Annotated in this window: 2 protein-coding genes; both read right to left on the bottom strand. The window is 42.4% G+C overall.

Annotation, left to right across the window (positions count from 1 at the left end):
• Positions 1 to 18 precede the first annotated feature (18 nt).
• Entirely contained in the window at positions 19 to 4,692 is a 4,674-nt protein-coding gene (locus BAU15_RS15335) for an LPXTG cell wall anchor domain-containing protein (RefSeq protein WP_161843598.1), read from the bottom strand.
• A 110-nt stretch (positions 4,693 to 4,802) separates the two neighbouring features.
• Positions 4,803 to 21,338 carry a Cna B-type domain-containing protein gene (locus tag BAU15_RS15880; protein WP_161843597.1) on the bottom strand — a complete coding sequence of 5,512 codons (16,536 nt, stop codon included), beginning with the start codon at positions 21,336 to 21,338 and terminating at the stop codon, positions 4,803 to 4,805.
• Between the last annotated feature and the right edge of the window lie 450 nt (positions 21,339 to 21,788).

Genomic DNA, 21,788 nt, shown 5'->3' with positions numbered 1-21,788 from the left:
TTTTGCGAAGTAATCCTACTATCCTTTATTCTTTTTAACTCTATGGTAGGAATAATAGACAGCTATAAATAATATAGAAAGACCAATAATCACGAGTAAGTAATTGCGTTCCTCGCCTGTCTTCGGCAAGTTACTTCCGCCTTTACCTAATGTATTTGGCTTATTATTCTGTCCATACCCTAGACCAGGTTTTGTATCATCATCACTTGGCGGTGTTGGTGTACCTGGATTCTTTGTATCTGTTGAATCTGTTGAATCTGTTGAATCTGTTGTTTCACTTGGTTTTGTTGTATCTGTTGGATCCGTTGTTTCACTTGGTTTTGTCGTATCTGTTGGATCCGTTGTTTCACTTGGTTTTGTTGTATCCGTTGGATCTGTTGTTTCACTTGGTTTTGTCGTGTCTGTTGGATCTGTTGTTTCACTTGGTTTTGTTGTATCCGTTGGATCTGTTGTGTCGCTCGGTTTTGTTGTATCCGTTGGATCTGTTGTTTCACTTGGAACTGTTGTGTCCGTTGAGTCTGTCGATTCGCTTGGAACTGTTGTGTCCGTTGAGTCTGTTGATCCACTTGGAACTGTTGTATCCGTTGAGTCTGTCGATTCGCTTGGAACTGTTGTATCCGTTGAGTCTGTCGATTCACTCGGAACTGTTGTGTCCGTTGAGTCTGTTGATTCACTTGGAACTGTTGTGTCCGTTGAGTCTGTTGATTCGCTTGGAACTGTTGTATCTGTTGATTCTACTGGTTCAGTTGATCCTGTCGTATCAGTCGATTCTGTCGTACTTGTTGAATCTGTTGATTCACTCGAGCTTGTTGTTTCTGTTGGCTCCGTTGTACTTGTTGAATCAGTTGACTCACTTGAGCTTGTTGTTTCTGTTGGCTCCGTTGTACTTGTTGAATCAGTCGATTCGCTTGAGCTTGTTGTATCTGTAGACTCAGTTGAGCTCGTCGTATCTGTTGATTCGCTTGAGCTTGTTGTGTCAGTCGATTCAGTAGAACTTGTTGAATTGGTTGATTCACTTGAGCTTGTTGTGTCTGTTGATTCACTAGAACTTGTCGCATTTGTTGACTCACTTGAGCTTGTGGTTTCTGTTGGCTCAGTTGTACTTGTTGAATCAGTTGACTCACTTGAGCTGGTTGTTTCAGTCGGCTCGGTTGTGCTTGTTGAATCTGTTGATTCGCTTGAGCTTGTTGTTTCTGTTGGTTCGGTTGTACTTGTTGAGTCTGTTGATTCGCTCGAACTTGTGGTTTCTGTTGGTTCGGTTGTACTTGTTGAGTCTGTTGATTCGCTCGAACTTGTGGTTTCTGTTGGTTCTGTTGTACTTGTTGTATCTGTTGATTCACTTGAGCTTGTTGTTTCTGTCGGCTCCGTTGTACTTGTTGAATCAGTCGATTCGCTTGAACTTGTCGTATCAGTCGATTCGGTTGTGCTTGTCAAATCTGTTGACTCACTTGAGCTTGTTGTGTCTGTCGGCTCAGTTGTACTTGTTGAATCTGTCGTTTCACTTGAGCTTGTTGAATCTGTTGATTCGCTTGAGCTGGTTGTTTCTGTAGACTCAGTTGAGCTCGTCGAATCTGTTGAGTCACTTGAGCTTGTCGTATCTGTTGATTCGCTTGAGCTTGTCGTATCTGTTGATTCGCTTGAACTTGTTGTTTCTGTTGGCTCAGTTGTACTTGTTGAGTCAGTCGATTCGCTTGAGCTGGTTGAATCAGTCGATTCAGTTGAGCTCGTTGAATCAGTTGATTCGCTTGAGCTGGTCGTTTCTGTCGGCTCAGTTGTACTTGTTGAATCTGTCGCTTCACTTGAGCTTGTTGTGTCAGTCGATTCAGTAGAACTTGTTGAATCTGTTGATTCACTTGAGCTTGTCGAATCTGTTGACTCGCTTGAGCTTGTTGTGTCAGTCGATTCTGTTGAACTTGTCGTATCTGTCGACTCGCTTGAGCTTGTTGTATCAGTCGATTCTGTTGAACTTGTCGTATCCGTCGATTCACTTGAACTCGTCGTATCTGTTGACTCACTTGAGTTTGTCGTATCTATTGATTCAGTAGAACTTGTCGTATCCGTTGACTCACTTGAGCTTGTTGTATCCGTCGATTCAGTAGAACTTGTTGAGTCTGTGGACTCACTTGAGCTTGTTGTGTCGGTCGATTCAGTAGAACTTGTCGTATCCGTTGACTCACTTGAGTTTGTTGTATCCGTCGATTCAGTAGAACTTGTTGAGTCTGTGGACTCACTTGAGCTTGTTGTGTCGGTCGATTCAGTAGAGCTTGTCGAATCTGTTGTTTCACTTGTGCTTGTTGTGTCGGTTGATTCTGTTGAACTTGTCGAATCTGTTGTTTCACTTGAGCTTGTTGTATCTGTCGATTCACTTGTACTTGTCGTATCAGTTGATTCTGTTGAACTTGTTGAGCCTGTCGACTCACTTGTGCTTGTTGAATCAGTTGGTTCTGTAGTACTGCTTGAGCCGGTCGATTCACTTGTTTCCGTTGTATCAGTCGAATCTGTTGTTTCACTTGAGCTGTCTTCAACATATGGATCTCGTATAATAAAATGCTCATTGTCCTCATAACGTGGATTCAACATTTTCACGCCTTCAGGCAATTGATTGTTCTTATCTGGATGATATCCAGTAAAGTATAGTGTGCCATCATTCGTATTCTTACCATCAATGATGTACGGTGTGTTATTTTGAGTAACATTTAACCCCTTAATGATGAGTTCTCCGTCAGTTCCAGGTTTAAATGTTGTATCAAAGAATGAAATGATCTGTTTGTTGGATGCATTCTTTATTTCATTATTAAGTAATTCAAAATTTTTCACTCGCCCTTGGCTAAGATCGAGGAAAGGTGCTTTTGCAGCTGCTGTCATTTCGATTTGATTGTTTTCCATTAATAACTCTGTTTTAGCACTCCAAACATTTGTGCTAAAACTAACATCTTTCAATGTACAGTCTTTAAAACTAAAAGACTCACTAACTTCTGTTGTTCCTATTGTTGCATTTTTTATGTCCGTGTTATAAAAACCAACATGTGGATAACGTACTTTATACTCTGTGTTATCGTACACTTGACAGTTAATTTGGTTGCGCAATGAGACAATCGTCGAATCATATATTTGAGTCCCACGGAAATTCGCTGCTCCAATCGAAAAATGTGAGTTGCGAATTGTTCCTGCCATCCAGATAGCTTCTTTAAAGTCATCCTCTACTTCAAAAGTTGAATCATGTAACTCCATCTCGTTAACCATTCCCATAATACCGCTATTGATGAATGTTTCATTCTTCCAAGTAAGCTCTGTTCCCATTTGCGGAATAACTGCTTTTGATCTAACACCCATAATGCTTCGATTATAGTAGGTATTTCCTTGGATCACCGTATCTGTTCGGAATTCATAAGCTACTTTTTCAACATCCTTAGTGTTCTTGTAAAAAATATTATTTTCCACTTTATATCTTGTGGCACGTGACGCAATTTTTACATTTCCTGAGAATTCATTGTCACGAATATCCACTTTATCCCCAGCACATAAAATAAGGTCGCCTTTATTATTTATGAACTTATTTCCACTAATTGTAATATTGTTCATATACTCCCAGCCATCTTCTAAGTCGATGGCAAAAGCAGGGGCTAACATACCCGTATTTTGAAAAATGTTGTTGCGAATAGTCATGTACTCACCACCACAGACAGCCATCGCTAAACTCTTATTGTTATCAAAGAGACAGTTTTCGAAGACTAGACCTGTTGGTTGTTCGTAATAAGTTAAGAATGCAACCGCTTTGTTAAAATCATCATCGCCATCTATTGGAACATTTGGCTGATGGATCACAAAATGTACTGTATAGGCATTATCTGGTACAACTGTTTTGTTATAAACCATTTGGTTTTTTGCAGTTGAAATAAAGTTTCCGTTCTCATCATAAAAGACTGCATCAAACTCTCTTGTGGACAAATAAATATTGTTCATATAAGCCAGATCGTAGCCTAGAATAAAGTATTTTCCACCAAATGTCTCCACAAAATCTCTTACATCAAAAGACGTCTTTGTACGAATTGTTTCTGTACTATCGATTAATTCTCCAGTTTCTAAATCATAGCCTCCAGATTCAAGATTGTACATTGATAATCCGGAATTATAACGGCCATTATGGAACTCTTTCCCTTTACCAATGGTTACACCCCAGCCGGTTGAATCCTTGACAGTGACACCATCAAACGTACAATCAACCACGCCACTTTCAATCAAAATTAAAGAATTTTGTTCTGTTGAATTAGGGTTCGTGTAATCATGTGTATCGATATCCCCGGCAACAGTCCCGTTGGTCAACTTAACATTTTTTATACGTTCCATATGGATGACTTTACTTTTCAGTAAAGCATGTGGTCGAATGCGAATCGTTGCACCATTCAAATCGATTGTTACATTGGCCATATCTTTAATAGATACAAAAGTTGTTTCACTAACCATATAGTCCCCAGTTGGAAACTGAATCGTTGAATAACCTTCGTCAGCTGCCCAATTTAGTGCATTAGTAATATTTTCAGCATTGGTATCAGCATATTCTGCCCCTTCGCCAATTCCCCAGTGCGCATTGTCGATCGTATAGACCGAGCTATTTTCTTCTGCAGATCCGGCTACGGAAAAACAGAACATAGAGATAAAAACACCTAAAAATATACCCAATTTTTTAAACATTCTTTTCTCCTTTCCTATGTATTCATTTTTTTGTTCCTATAAAAATAAGCTTTGAGACTTACTGCCAAGCAGTAAGTCTCATCACCTATTCAATTAGCTTGCGCTACCCTTTATCTTTTAGCGCTTTTTTGTGCTCTTCTGCGTTGTTCAATGAGTGCCACGAACGCGATCAAGCTAACACCTAGATAGCTGACGAATGGGTTTGTTACTTCCCCAGTCTTCGGTAATTGTTTCTTAGGCTGATCTTTCTTCGGTGCTTTTGGTGTTACCGGTGTTACTGGTTTCGCTGGTGCTTTTGGTTCTGTTGGATCTTTTGGATCCGGTTGCTTCACTTCAGGTGTATGTTTATTCGTGATTGTCTGGTTAGTTTCATCCAGTTTTGTCACAGTTGCCACATAGCCTTTGACTTCGCTAATTTCTTCAACGGTGTACTCGATTACTTTACCGTCTGCTTCTTTAGCCAATTCAGTCCAGCTTGCTGTCCAATTATTTTCTTCAGACAAGGTCACGATTGGTTCAACTGGTTGCCCATTTGCGAGTAATTGAACCTCAATACTCTTCGCACGTAGCTTGTCTTTGTCGTTGCTATCATCCCAAACTTTGTTGACAGTTAAGCTAGTTGTTTCTGGTGTGTAGTGGTTAACTACATCAAAGCCATCATAGATTGGTGTATAGTTTTCGACTGCTTCTTCACTGATTGTGTAGACGATTGGTCGTTCATCAGCTAATTCTTGTAGATTGTCAAAGCTGTAAGCCCAGTCAGTTTCTGCTGTTACTTCACGGCTGTCAACCTTCACGCCATCTGCTAATAGATTGATGGTGATGCTTGTTGGACGAGCGCCCGCTTTGTTGTCTTCATCAACCCACGTTTTTTGACCGATGATTTGAATCAAACGATCATCCACTTTTGGTGTGTGGTGGTTAGTAATTACAACATTCGCTGGATCACTGGCATCAACAGTTGCCGTGTAACCTTCTACTTCGCTGACTTCTTCTACTGTGTAAGCAATCGCTTTGCCGTCTGCTTTTTCAGCTAATTCAGTCCATGTGTGCTTCCAATTCATTTCGGCATCAAGCGTTACTGGCTCGCCAGTTGCTTTGCCATCTGCGAACAATTGAACCTGAATCGTTGTTGGACGTAAACCATCTTTGTCCTCGCCATCCGCCCAGACTTTCGTTACTGTCACGCCTGTTTGACCAGGTGTGTAGCTGTTTGTGATGTCGAATCCTTCGTAAGTAGTCGTGTAATTTGTGACCGCTTCTTCAGAAACTGTGTAGATAATTGCTTGTCCTTTCGCAAATTCTGGAAGGTCTGTGAAGCTATAGTTCCAGTTACCTTCTTTATCAGCTTTGACTTCTTGGCTTGCGACTTTCTCGCCATCCGCCAATAAGTTCACAGTGATTGCTTCTGGGCGAACGCCGTCTTGATTGTCAGCGTCGTTCCAAGTTTTAGAACCTGTTACTTCAGTTGTTTCTGGTGTGTGACTGTTCGTAATCACTACATTCGCTGGATTACTTGCATCAACCGCTGTTGTGTAACCAGCGACCGTGCCAGCCTCTTCAACTGTGTAATCAATCACTGTTCCATCAGCTTTTTCAGCTAAATCAGTCCAAGTATGTGTCCAGCTGTTAGCTGCATTCAAGGTAATTTCTTCGCCTTGTTTTTCGCCATCTGCGAACAATTGAACGGCGATAGTCTCAGGACGTAAACCATCTTGATCGTTTGCGTCAGCCCAGATTTTCGTCACAGTCACGCCAGTTTTACCTGGTGTGTAGCTGTTTGTGATGTCAAAGCCTTCGTAAGTAGTCGTATAGTTTGCCACTACTTCTTCAGAAATGCTATAGACAATTGCTTGGCCATTGGCAAATTCTGGAAGGTCAGTGAAGCTGTAATTCCAGTTATCTTCTTTGTCTGCTTTGACTTCTTGGCTTGCGACTTTGACGCCGTCTGCCAACAAGTTCACGGTGATACTGTCTGGTCGAACGCCATCTTGATTGTTGGCATCGTTCCAAGTTTTCGAACCCGTTACTTCAGTTGTTGCCGGAGTATGACTGTTCGTAATCACTACGTTTGCTGGATCAGCATCATCAACTGCTGTTGTGTATCCTGTAACATTGCCGACTTCTTCAACTGTATAAACAATCGCTTTTCCGTCTGCTTTTTCAGCTAAGTCAGTCCATGTATGTGTCCAGCTGTTGGCTTCATTCAAGGTAATTGCTTCGCCTTTTTCAACACCGTCCGCGAACAATTGAACATCAATACTGTCTGGACGTAAGCCATCTTGATTGTTTTCGTCAGCCCAAACTTTATTTACAGAAATAGTTGTTTGACCTGGTGTGTAGCTGTTAGTGATGTCAAATCCTTCGTAAGTTGTCGTGTAATTCGGCACAGCTTCTTCACTCACTGTGTACGTAATTTCTTGACCGTCGACAAATTTATCTAGATTTGTGAAGGCATAAGTCCAGTTGCCTTCTTCATCAGCGGTTACTTCTTGACTGTCGACTTTTTCGTCATTTGCCAATAAGTTCACGGTGATACTATCTGGTCGAACGCCGTCTTGATTGTTGGCGTCGTTCCAAGTTTTCGCACCGCTCACTTCTGTTTGTGCTGGTGTATGACTATTGGTGATGTCATAGCCTGCATACTCAGTTGTATAGTTCGCTACCGCATCTTCGGTAATTGTATAGTTGATTACTTGGCCATTTTCGTATTTATCTAGGTTAGTAAATGAATAGTTCCAATTACCAAAGCCATCATCTGTTACCACTTGGCTCGCAACTTTTACGTCATTCGCCAATAGATTCACGGTGATTGTTGTTGGACGTAAGCCATCTTGATTGTTGGCATCAGCCCATGTTTTCGAACCTGTTACTTGTGTTTCTTCCGTTGTATGACTGTTGGTGATTACCACATTGGCACGATCTTCATCGTCCTTGACTGTGGTATATCCTGCGACAGTCCCAACTTCTTCGACTGTATAGTCAATTGTTTGACCAGAAGATTTCTCATCTAGGTTGCCCCATGTGTGTCTCCATGAATTCTCTTCATTTAAGGTCACCGGTGCGCCTTTTTCAGCGCCATCGGCATACAATTGAACCTCGATACTGTCTGGACGCAGGCCATCTTGGTTATCCGCATCTGCCCAAACTTTGTTGACAGAAACAGCTGTTTGACCTGGTGTGTAGCTATTTTCGATGTCAAAACCGTTGTACGTCACTGAGTAGTTCGGTACAGCTTCTTCGGTAATCACATAGTCAATTTCACTACCATTCGCAAATTTCGGTAAATCAGTAAATGCATAGCGCCATTCGCCATTGTCATCAGCGGTTACCACTTGGCTAGCTACTTTCTCGCCATCTGCCAATAAATTAACTGTGATGTTTTCTGGTCGAACGCCATCTTGATTGTCCGCGTCGTTCCAAGTTTTCGCCCCATTAACAGTGATTTCTGCTGGTGTGTGGCTGTTTGTAATCACAACATTCGTTGGATCATTTGCATCAACTGCAGTTGTATAGCCGGTTACAGAACCGACTTCTTGAACCGTGTAAGCAATCGTTTGACCGTTTGCTTTCTCATCCAAATCTGTCCAGCTGTGCGTCCAGTTATTCTCACTTGTTAAGGTAATTGGTGCGCCGTAAGCTACGTCATCGGCATACAATTGAACCTCGATACTTGTTGGACGTAGACCATCTTGGTCATTCGCATCCGCCCAAACCTTCGTCACGTTTACGCCAGTTTGACCTGGTGTATGACTATTCGTCATGTTATGTCCTTCGTAAGTAACTGAATAATTTGGTACCGCATCTTCGGTAATTGTGTAGTCAATCTCCGTACCATTGGCAAATTTCGGCAAGTTAGTAAATGCATACTCCCAGCTATCGGCCTCTGTTACGTCTAGACTATCAATCTTCACGCCATCCGCTAATAAATTAACGGTAATGCTTGCAGGTCTGAAACCATCTTGATCGTTGGCATCATCCCAGGTTTTCGCACCGTTCACATCAACTTCTGCTGGTGTGTGACTATTGGTAATCACGACCGTTCCAGGCGTAGTTGTTGTCGCCGCTGTGTAGCCTGCTACAGTGCCAACTTCCGCGACAGTATAGACGATCGTTTGACCGGCTGCTTTTTCATCCAAGTTGTCCCATGTATGGGTCCATGAATTATCTTCAGTCAATGTCACGGGTGCGCCTTTTGCAACGTTATCCGCATACAATTGAACCTCGATACTCTCTGGACGTAGGCCATCTTGGTTGGCTGCATCGTCCCACGCTTTGATCACAGTTACCGCAGTTTGACCCGGTGTATAGCTGTTTGTAATATCAAAGCCTTGGTAATCAGTTGAGTAATTTGGTACAACATCTTCGGTAATTGTGTAATCAATTTCTAGCCCATTTTCATATTTATCTAAGCCAGTAAATTCATAACGCCAATCGTCATCCTCGGTTACTTCTTGGCTAGCGACTGGTGTGCCATTTGCCAATAAGTTCACCATGATACTTGTTGGACGGACACCATCTTGATTGTTGGCGTCATTCCATGTTTTCTCACCGCTCACTTGCGTTTGTTCTGGCGCATGGGTATTAAGAATCGTAAAGTTCCCCGGCGTTTCTTCCGTCACAACTGTTGTATAGCCGGTTACAGTGCCAACTTCCGCAACAGTATAGACGATCGCTTGACCGGCTGCTTTTTCATCTAAATCTTCCCATGTATGGGTCCAACCTGTACCTGCTGTTAAGGTCACTGGTGCGCCTTTAGCTGTACCATCCGCAAACAATTGAACTTGAATGCTGGTTGGTTGAATGCCATCTTGGTTATTCATATCATCCCAAGTTTTCAGTACAGAAACATTTCTTAGACCTGGTGTATAGCTGTTTGTGATATCAAATCCGCTATAGTTCACTGAATAATTTGGTACTGTATCTTCGGTAATTGTGTAGTTGATTTCTTGACCTGCTTCATATTTATCTAGGCCAGTAAATTCGTACGTCCATTTTCCTTCATCGTCTGCTTCGACTTCTTGACTGTCGACTTTCAGACCATTAGCCAGTAAATTAACGATGATACTATTTGGTCGTACGCCATCTTGATTGTTGGCGTCATCCCATGTTTTCTCACCTGAGACTTGCGTCAATTCTGGTGTGTGGCTGTTCGTAATCAGTACGTTCATTGGATCAGTTGCATCCACTAGCGCTGTATACCCAGAGACTGTGCCAACTTCTTGCACTGTGTACTCAATCGCTTGGCCAGCTGCTTTCTCATCCAAGTTGCCCCATGTATGGGTCCAAGTCGGTGCGGTTAAGGTTTCTGGTGCCCCTTTTGCTACGCCATCGGCAAACAATTGAACTTGCACACTTGCTGGACGAATGCCATCTTGGTTATTCGCATCAGCCCAAGCTTTGTTAACGGTTAGACTCGTTTGGCCTGGTGTGTAACTGTTGGTAATGCTCGTACCCACGATAGTCGTCGAGTAATTTGGTACGGCATCTTCGGTAATTGTGTAATTAATTTCTGAACCATTTGCAAATTTTGGTAAATCAGCAAATTTATAGGTCCAATTGCCTTCTTCATCTGCTTCGACTTCTTGATTCTTAATTTTCAGTCCATCGGCATGTAAATTCACCATGATACTTGTTGGACGGACGCCATCTTGGTTGTTGGCATCATCCCAATTTTTCTCACCTTCAACCGTCACTTCGGCTGGTGTATGACTATTGGTGATAATCACATTCGTTGAATCTGTATCATTTTTGGTTGTTGTATAGCCAGGTACACTACCAACTTCTTCCACTCTATAGACAATTGGCTGACCGGCAGCTTTCTCATCTAAGTTACCCCATGTATGACTCCAACCTGTTCCAGCCGTTAAGGTAATTGGTGCCCCGTAAGCTGTGTCATCGGCATACAATTGAACGTCGATGCTGGTTGGTTGAAGACCGTCTTGATTATTAGCGTCATCCCAGACTTTAAATACAGAAACGCTGGTTTGACCTGGTGTGTAGCTATTGGTGATATCAAAATCATTCTCGTTGTAGCTGACTGTGTAATTTGGCACGGCTTCTTCGGTCACTGTATAGTCAATTTCTTGACCCGCTTCAAATTTATCTAAGCCAGTGAATTCGTAAGCCCAATTGCCTTCACCATCTGCTTCAACTTCTAGACTGTCGACTTTTACGCCGTTAGCTAGTAGATTAACCGTGATACTATCTGGTCGAATGCCATCTTGGTTATTGGCATCATTCCAATGTTTCTCACCGGTTACTTCCGTTAATTCTGGTGTATGACTGTTAGTAATCGTGTGATTGTCATTGTTCACAACCGTTGTATAGCCAGGTACGCTATCAACTTCTTGGACCGTGTAAACAATCGTTTGACCGCCAGATTTTTCATCTAAGTCGGTCCATGTGTACGACCAGTTGTCAAGACTTGTTAAGGTGACTGGTGCGCCTTTTTCTACGCCATCGGCATACAATTGAACCTCGATACTATCTGGACGTAAGCCATCTTGATTGTCGGCATCGTTCCAGACTTTCGTTACAGTAACACCCGTTTGACCTGGTGTGTAGCTGTTTGTAATATCAAAGCCTTGGTAAGTCGTGGTGTAATTAGGAACAGTATCTTCCGTAATCGTGTAAGCAATCTCTTGCCCGTTGGCAAATTTTGGCAAGCCAGCAAATGAGTACGTCCAGTTGCCATCGCCATCATCTTCAACTAATCGGCTATCAATTTTCAAACCATCAGCCAGTAAATTCACAATAATACTTGTTGGTCTGACACCATCTTGATCATCCGCGTCATTCCAAGTTTTCGACCCTTCAACGGAAACTTCAGCTGGTGTATGACTGTTAGTGATTGTGACATTGGCTGGATCAGTATCATCCTTCGTTTTCGTGTAGCCAGGTACAGTGCCAATTTCTTCAACCGTGTAGACAATCGGTTGGCCAGCAGCTTTTTCATCTAAGCCGACCCATGTATAGCTCCAATTGTCGATACTTGTTAAGGTCATTGGTGTACCGTAGGCTGTTCCATCGGCAAACAATTGGACTTGAATGCTCGTTGGTCGAATGCCATCTTGGTTGCCTGCATCATTCCACGCTTTGGTCACAGTAACACTCGTTTTACCTGGTGTGTAGCTGTTAGTAATATTAAATCCTTCGTAAGTTGTTGTGTAGCTTGGGACGGTATCTTCACTAATTGTGTAGTTAATCTCGACCCCATTTTCAAATTTTGGTAGATTAGTAAATCCGTAATCCCAAGATCCGCCTGACACGACTTGACTATCAATTTTGACGCCGTTGGCTAATAAATTAACCGTAATGCTGTCTGGTCGAACGCCATCTTGATCATCGGCATCGTCCCATGTTTTTGCGCCATTAACATCAACTAGTGCTGGTGTATGACTATTGGTGATTGTCACATTGCCAGGAGTTGTCGTTTGAGACGTTGTGTAGCCAGGAAGACTCGTAACTTCTTGCACGGTATAATCAATCGGTTGCCCGGCTGATTTCTCGTCCAAGTTGCCCCATGTATGTTTCCATTGATTATCTTCATTCAAGGTCACTGGCGCATCTTTTTCAACGCCATCCGCATACAATTGAACTTCGATACTGGTTGGTCTAAGACCATCTTGATTATTCGCGTCATCCCAAACCTTCTGTACAGACATGCTGGTTTGACCTGGTGTATAGCTATTGAAAATATCAAAGTCGCTATAATCCACCGAATAATTTGGCACAGTATCTTCAGTCACTGTATAGGTAATTTCTTGACCTGCTTCATACTTATCTAAGTCAGTAAATGTGTACTTCCAGTTGCCTTCACCGTCTGCTTCAACTTCTTGACTGTCGACTTCTACGCCGTTAGCAAGTAAGTTCACGATGATACTATCTGGACGAATGCCATCTTGGTTATCGGCATCATCCCAGTGTTTCTCACCGGTTACTTCAGTTAATTCTGGTGTATGACTGTTAGTAATCGTAAAGTTCCCAGGATTTTCTTCAGTCACAACTGTTGTATAACCTGTTACGCTGCCTACTTCTTGGACGGTATAAACAATCGGTTGACCCGCTGCTTTTTCATCCAAGTTCTGCCACGTATGAGACCAGTTCCCACCAGCTGTTAAGGTTTCTGGTGCACCGTAAGCTACGTCATCCGCATACAATTGCACTTCGATACTGGTTGGTTGGATGCCATCTTGGTTATCGGCATCATTCCAAGCTTTCAGTACAGAAACACTTGTTTGACCTGGTGTGTAGCTATTTGTAATATCAAATCCGTTATAGCTTACTGAGTAATTAGGGACGGTATCTTCGGTAATTGTGTACGTAATTTCTTGGCCTGCTTCATATTTATCGAGCTCTATGAAGGCATATTCCCAGAAATTGTCTTCGTTGATCACTTTGCTGTCAACTTTTACGCCATTTGCCAATAGATTAACGGTCACACTTGACGGTCTCACGCCATCTTGGTCATCCGCGTCATCCCAATGTTTCTCACCCGTCACTTCAGTTAGCTCCGGTATATGAGTATTGGTAATTGTGATATTAGTATGATCATCATTATCGATAACCGTTGTATACCCTGTTACGCTGTCAACTTCTTTCACTGTATAAACAATCGGTTGACCGGCTGCTTTCTCATCCAAGCCAATCCATTGATGCGACCACCCGTCACCGGTTAAGGTCACTGGTGCACCTTTGGCAACGCCATCGGCATACAATTGAACATCAATACTTGTTGGACGAAGACCATCTTGATCATCGGCATCTTCCCAAACTTTTTGAACAGATACGCTCGTTTGACCTGGCGTATAGCTATTCGTGATATCAAAGTTTTGATAAGACGGTGTATAACTTGGGACCGCTTCTTCCGTCACTGTATAGTTAATTTCAGTTCCGGCTTCAAATTTATCGAGTTCTTCAAATTTATAAGCCCAACCATCTGCGGCAGTCACGGTTTTGCTGTCAATCTTCACGCCATTGGCAAGTAAATTCACCACAATACTGTTTGGTCGAATGCCATCTTGGTCGTCGGCATCATCCCAGGTTTTCAGACCTGACACTTCAGTCAATTCTGGTATGTGGGTGTTCGTGATTGTGATATTGGCAGGATCGTCATTATCGACAACCGTCGTATAGCCAGTCACACTACCGACTTCTTGAACGGTATAGACAATCGGTTGACCGCCTGCTTTTTCATCCAAACCAGTCCAGTTATGCGACCACTCGTCACCTGTTAAAGTAACCGGCGCGCCTTTTGGCGAACCATTCGCATACAATTGAACATCAATACTTGTTGGACGTAAGCCATCTTGATTGTTGGCATCAGCCCAAACTTTTTTCACTGTGACACCTGTTTTACCTGGTGTGTAGCTGTTTGTAATGTTGTGCCCGTTGTAGCTCACCGTATAACTTGGCACTGCTTCTTCGGTAATTGTGTAGTCAATTTCTTGACCATTCTTGTACTTATCTAAGTCAGTAAATTGGTAGAGCCATTTGCCCTCGTCATTCGCTTCAACATCTTGACTGGCGACTTTTTCGCCGTCCGCAAGTAAGTTCACGATGATTTTATCTGGTCGAATACCATCTTGGTTATCAGCATCATCCCAAGTTTTCTCACCTGTGACTTCAGTCAGTTCTGGCGTATGACTATTGGCAATCGTGATAGCTGAATGATCATCATCATCGACAACCGTTGTGTAGCCTGTCACACTGCCAATTTCTTTCACCGTATAAACAATCGGTTGACCGGCTGCTTTCTCATCCAAGCCAGCCCATTCAAAACTCCAACCATCGCCACTTGTTAAAGTAACCGGTGCGTCTTTTTCAACACCATTGGCAAATAATTGAACATCAATCGTCGCTGGACGAAGACCATCTTGATCCTCTGCATCATTCCAAATTTTCGTTACTTTTACAGTCGTTTTCCCTGGTGTATAACTATTTGTAATGTCAAAGTTCGTATAGTCCGTTGTGTAGTTTGGCACGGTATCTTCCGTAATCGCATAGACGATTTCGCTACCATTGGCAAATTTTGGTAAATTCTCAAATATATAATCCCAGCTATCATCAGCTGAAACTACTTTACTATCAATTTCCTCACCATTAGCCCATAAACGAACCGTAATATTTGCTGGTCTCACGCCATCTTGATCGTTAGCATCAGCCCATGTTTTCGACCCAATCACATCAATCAATTCTGGTGTATGTTGATTGATAATCGAAACATTTTTCGGATCATTGTCATTCTTAGTCGTTGTATAGCCCGTCACCGAGCCAACTTCTTCGACCGTATAGTCAATCGTTTGACCCGCTGCTTTTTCATCCAAGGTGTCCCATGTATGTTTCCATAAACCAGCTTCATTTAATGTCACTGGCGCGCCTTTGGCTTGGCCATCGGCATACAATTGAACGTCGATACTATCTGGACGTAGACCATCTTGGTTATTCGCATCATTCCAAACTTTCTGTACTGAGACAGCCGTTTTTCCTGGTGTGTAGCTATTTGTCATATCAAAGCTCTGATCATCGTAGCTCACTGTGTAATTCGGTACGGCTTCTTCGGTCACTGTATAGTTGATGACATTACCGGCTTGATATTTATCTAGGTTGGTAAATTCATAGGTCCAATGTCCCGCGTTATCAGCGATTGTTTTACTGTCGACTTTCACGCCATCTGCCCATAAGTTAACTTCGATCGTTGTTGGTCGAATGCCATCTTGGTTATCCGCATCATCCCAGTGTTTCTCGCCACTCACTGACGTTTTTTCTGGTGCATGGGTATTGGTGATAGTGAAGTTTGTCGGACCATTGTTCGTAATTTGCGTTGTGTAGTCGTTAATCGTCCCCACTTCGACAACTGTATAAACAATCGTTTGTCCTGCAGCCTTCTCATCTAGATCCGGCCATGTATATGACCAATCCATGCCCGCTGTTAACGTAATCGGTGCCCCTTTTGCTACGCCGTCCGCGAGCAATTGAACATCGATACTTGTTGGTCGAATGCCATCTTGGTTATTCGCATCATTCCAAGCTTTCGTCACAGTTACACTCGTTTTGCCTGGTGTGTAGCTATTCGTAATATCAAAGCCCGTATAATCTGCTGAATAATTTGGTACAGCATTTTCTGAGATTGTATAGTTAATCTCTTGACCATTCTCAAATTTCGGTAGGTCCGTAAACTCATAGACCCATTCCCCTAATGGATTTGGCGTCACTGTTTGAGTCGCAACTACCTGACCATTGCCATTCAGGTTCACAATAATACTATCTGGACGAATGCCATCTTGGTTATCCGCATCATCCCAATGCTTCTCGCCATTAATACTGATTGTTTCTGGCGTATGGCTATTGGTAATCATGAGATTCGCTGGATTATTATTGTTGACCACTGTTGTGTAGCCTGGCAGACTGCCAATTTCTTCAACAGTATAAACAATCGTAGTTCCATTCGCTTTCTCATCTAAATCGGTCCAACTATAGCTCCAGCCATCAGCACTTGAAAGTGTGATTGGTGCGCCATGTGCAACGCCATCGGCTTTTAATTGAACTTGAATCGTATCTGGACGCAGACCATCTTGATCATTCGCGTCAGCCCAGACTTTGTTGACTGTTGCACCCGTTTTACCTGGTGTGTAGCTATTCGTGATATCAAAGTCTGTGTAATCAACCGTATAGCCCGGCACGACTTCTTCACTAATCGTGTAATTAATCGCTACACCATTTTCATATTTAGGTAATCCGGTAAATTTGTATTCCCAGTTTTCATTTTCAGAGACAACTTGATCCTTAACTTTCAGACCATTTGCATTAAGCTCGACAGTGATACTATCTGGTTGAATACCATCTTGGTTGTTGGCATCTTCCCAGTGTTTCTCGCCTTCAATCTCAATTTCTTCTGGTTTGTGGGTATTGGTAATCACCACATTCGCTGGATCGTCTGCATTGACAACGGTCGTATAACCCGCCACACTGCCGACTTCCTCCACCGTATAAAGAATCGTTTGACCATTTGCTTTTTCTGGTAAACCAGTCCAGTTCGCTTTCCACTCGTTGTCCTCATCTAAAGTAACCGGTGCGCCTTCAGCAGCACCATCGGCTTTTAATTGAACTTGGACACTCGTCGGACGAATGCCATCTTGATTGTTGGCGTCAGCCCAAACTTTTTTAACAGAAAGACCGGTCTCGCCTGGTGTGTAACTATTCGTGATATCAAAGCCTGTGTAATCAAAGGTGTAGCCAGGAACTGCCTCTTCGGTAATCGAATAAGTAATTTCTTGCCCATTCGCGAATTTTGGTAAGTTCTCAAATGCATATTCCCAGCCATGCTCAGCTTTGACTTCTTTACTATCAATTTTAACGCCATTAGCTAATAGATTTACCGTGATACTATCTGGTCGAATGCCATCTTGGTTATCGGCATCGTCCCACGTTTTCGACCCATCGACATCCACTAAAGCTGACGTATGGGTATTCGTAATAATCACATTCGCTGGATCTGCTGAATTAATTGAAGTCGTATAGCCAGGAATACTACCTACTTCTTCCACCGTATAAAGAATCGTTTGACCCGCAGCTTTTTCTGGTAATTCATCCCAGGTATGGTCCCAGCCATCTTGGCTAGTCAAGGTCACAGGTGCGCCTAGTGCCTCGCCGTTCGCATACAATTGTACTTGGATACTATCCGGACGCAAGCCATCTTGGTTATTCGCATCATTCCAAGATTTCGTCACGTTAACCGCTGTTTCACCTGGTGTGTAACTATTCTTAATGTCAAATCCTGTATATTCAAATGTGTAACCAGGAACCAACTCTTCACTAATGGTGTAATTAATCGCTACACCATTTTCAAATTTTGGTAACCCAGTAAATATGTATTTCCACTCTTCAGTTGCTGATACTGTTTGGTCGGCAACTTTCGAACCATTAGCAAATAGATTTACGGTAATCTCATCTGGTCGAATACCATCTTGGTCATCGGCATCATCCCAGGTTTTCTTCCCTTTAATCTCAATTTCCTCTGGTGTATGAGTATTGGTAATCACCACGTTGCTTGGATCGTCGGCATTCACAACTGTCGTATAGCCAGCAACATTGCCGACTTCTCGAACTGTGTAAACAATCGTTTGACCCGCGGCTTTTTCTGGTAAATTCTCCCAGTCAGCAGCCCAGTTGTTGCCCTCATTTAAGGTAACCGGTGCGCCTTTCGCTACATCATCCGCATACAATTGCACTTGCACACTCGTTGGACGAAGGCCATCTTGATTGTTCGCGTCAGCCCAAACCTTCAGTACAGAAAGACCGGTTTCGCCTGGTGTGTAGCTATTGGTGATATCAAATCCTGAATAACTAGTTGTATAATCTGCGACAGTTTCTTCCGTCACTGTGTAGACAATCTGATGACCCGCATTATATTTATCTAAGTCTTCAAATGAATACAACCATTCGCCGTCTCCATTAGCGGTCACGTTTTTAGTCTTCACAACCTCACCATCAGCTAATAAATTAACGGTAATACTAGTTGGTCGAATGCCATCTTGGTTATCGGCATCATCCCACGTTTTCTCACCAGCTACGCTAGTTTTTTCAGGGGTATGACTATTGGTGATGGTAAATTTACCTGGATCACCTTCAGTAACCTCTGTCGTATAACCTGTGATGTTACCAACTTCGGCAACTGTATAAGTAATCGTTTGTCCAGCCGCTTTTTCTGGTAATCCAGGCCAAGAAGCTTTCCACTGATTGCCTGCATTTAAGGTCAGCGGTGTACCTGTAGCCGTGCCGTTCGCATACAACTGAACCGCAATGCTATTTGGACGCAAGCCATCTTGGTTATCGGCATCATCCCAGACTTTCTCAACAGCGACGCTCGTTTGTTTCGGTATGTAACTATTGGTAATATCAAAACCATTGATTGTCGTCGTGTAATTCGGTACAGCAACTTCTTTAATCGTATAGTTAATTTCTACGCCATTTTTGTATTTTGGCAGATTAGCAAATTGATATTCCCAGCTCGTTGCAGCCGTTACGTTTTTACTATCTTCTAATGCATTGTCTGCATATAACTCAACTGTAATGCTATCTGGACGTAGACCATCCTGGTCATTACTATCGGCCCATGTTTTCGAGCCATCGACATCGACTAACGCCGGCTCATGTGTATTGGTTACCGTCACATCGCCCGTCTCATCATCGGTCGTGATTGTCGCCGTATAACCTGGCACTGTGCCAACTTCTTGAACTGTATAGTTAATCACAGTGTTTTGATTCGCTTCAGGTAATTCTTTCCACGTATGCGACCAATTGTTGCCAGCATTCAAGGTCACTGGTGAGCCTTTTGCCACACCATCCGCGAGTAATTGAACTTGGACACTATTTGGATGTAAACCGTCTTGGTTATCGCCATCGTTCCAAACCTTGGTAACTGTTTTTTGTAGTTGACGATGATTCACGACATTGGCAACAAATCCTTTTGAATCGGACTCTTTGATTTCAAATTCATCTGTTGTCGTTGTCACCCCGATAGGTGTCGTGATTTTGGAAGTTGCTTGATAGAATTCGCTATCTGGATCAGTGAAATCAACTAGCTCGACTAAACGATAGACGCCTGGATTTAGTTTCTTGTATTCAACTAATCCTGTACTGTCAGTTGCTCGAATAGCTGTGCCCCCATCAATTGGTGTGTAATCAATGAAAACACCTGCGCCATTTTTGACTTGCAGCTTGAATTCGATGCCAGGTAAGACTGTGCCTAGTGCATCTTTTTTAAGAATCCGGATACTGCCTTTTTCACCTGTTTGAACGCCGGCAGTTACATCTTCATAACGGACAGTAGATTCGTTCGAGTTAACGCTGCCTCCATCCCACTCAAGTTCGATCTTATTCTTATAGTGATTAGTACCTGCTTTAACATCCACACGGAAGTTCATACGGAAGGCTGGTGCTTGAAAATCAATGTCTTCCAGAAATTCAAGTAGTCGCTCTCTTCCAGCTACCGTTAATTTCCCTTCATTATATAACTTATCGATTCCTGTTAAGGCCACATCTTTTTTGTATTTAATTTGATTCGAAGCAGAGGGTAGTGAACCATAGTTCACATACAATGTTTCGATTCCATTACTATCTTTATAGACCCCATAAGTAAGCTGTGGACCTGCTACCACACGCCCTTTGAAGCTCTCTTTGGATTCACCCACATTTGGGGTAATCTTCGAGAAGCTAGGATGAGTAATTGGAACACCCGTACCTACTTGAATTTGCCCCATCGTGAAGGTACCGTCTTTGTTATCATACATCGACTTGATACTTGAGGTAATTGATAAAGAACCATCTGCAAAAGACGTTCCTTCTGCTAGCTCATCGATAAATAAGAAATTATCTTTAACTGGGAAATTCCCAGTCTCATAATACTCTCTCATCGATTTAAAGTTGACATCTGCAATCCAACCGATTTGATTCAAGCTACCACCTGAAACCAGACCCGCTTTCATAATATCAGAACCAACTGGCCATGGATCATCCGGTATTTCGATAACTGGCGCTGGCACAATATCGACTTCCATCATATCGGTACCGTTGATAATGATATGTGAATTGTCACCAACTTTGTTTGCCGCACCAATCGCTTCAACTGTTCCGTTTTTCAACAAATCTTTGGATTCAATCTTATCATTAAAGACCACCGTGAAATGACTGCCTTCAATGCGCCACTGACCAATGACCACACCATCCGTAATTAAATCTTGCGGATTGGTATTTTTAAATGAAAAGTTTCCAACGGACAACGGAATTTTTAAAGTATCCCCCGTAACGGCAGTCAAGTTAGGAATTGACCAGTCTACTTCAAATTTGACTGAATCTCCTAACATGATTGAGCCACCTGCTGGAACTGGTGTCCAATCATGTTGTCCGATAGGTTTCTTGTAAACTTTCAACCCATCGATAGAAACACTAGCTGACAAATCTGCAGCGAAAGTCGCTTTGCCATTCTTCGTTTCTTTTTTATCTTCTTTGTCAGCTTTCGATTCTTCAGTAGAAGCTTCTGTAGATTCAGCAGCTGTTTCCTCTGTTGCTTCATTTGCTGGCTCTTCTGTAGAAACCTCCGTCTCACTAGAAGAAGCGACTGTTTCTTGCTCATAAAACAATGTTCGCGTCAGTTGATTCTCAAACGCCACTGTTTCAGTGCTAGCATTTGCTTCATTGATTGTGCTCGCATTGATTTCAATTTTGCCTCTGAAATCTTTTATAACAACCGAGCTTTCACTGATCAGTTCATCCGCACTTTCTTGTGAGTAACCGGTCAGAATAAATGACAATTGTTTATTTTGTACCTGATAGCTCCCCAAATCATTACCCAACACCCCTGATTGGTCAGGAATATTCAGATTTGTCGGTAACTGCTTCGTAATTAATAGTTGTCCATTTACCTTACTCGAAGTAGCTAGTTCCCAATCTAGCACGACCTTGACATTCTCGGCCTTCTTCGTAAGATTATTTTCTGTAATTTCATTGCCTGTCGTATCGACAATCTTGGCATCACTAAATCGGATCCCTTCATTGTTAGATACGGCAAAAGCGTTGACTGGCATTATATTTGCTAAAATACCCAGCAAACCGATAATCGTCAAAACTTTTCTCAGTCTCTCCATTCATTCTCCTCCTATTGCTATAAATAGAATATATTTTAAAAAGCCGCCATATAAATTCGTTATTATATAGTAGGAAGCTATTTCCTAAGCTTGTTAAAATGCTTAAAATCATCTATCCCTTACCAATCTTTTCTCTAAATAAGGGACTGTCAGTTTTCTCTTTATAGTCGTCTCTTTACGTCAATTTCCACAGTTCTTCTTGCCAGTGATTTCCCCATGGACCCACTCGTTTATCAGTCGTAATCAACAAACCCTGACGAAACTTAAAGTCTCACTAGTGAACGAACCATAACATCGATTATTTTTTGAGCAAAAATTTAAAATTTTTCTCCTATAGATCTTCTGATCACTTTTTATGTAACATTCTTCTTTTATGTAGTCTAAAGCATCTCAAATTCATTCTTCAGTCTTCTATTACTGACCTATTTGCTATGTGTCACAGATTCACTC

The organism is Candidatus Enterococcus huntleyi (assembly GCF_009933175.1).
GTDB lineage: Bacteria > Bacillota > Bacilli > Lactobacillales > Enterococcaceae > Enterococcus_K > Enterococcus_K huntleyi.
This window is presented reverse-complemented; position numbering and strand designations above follow the sequence as displayed.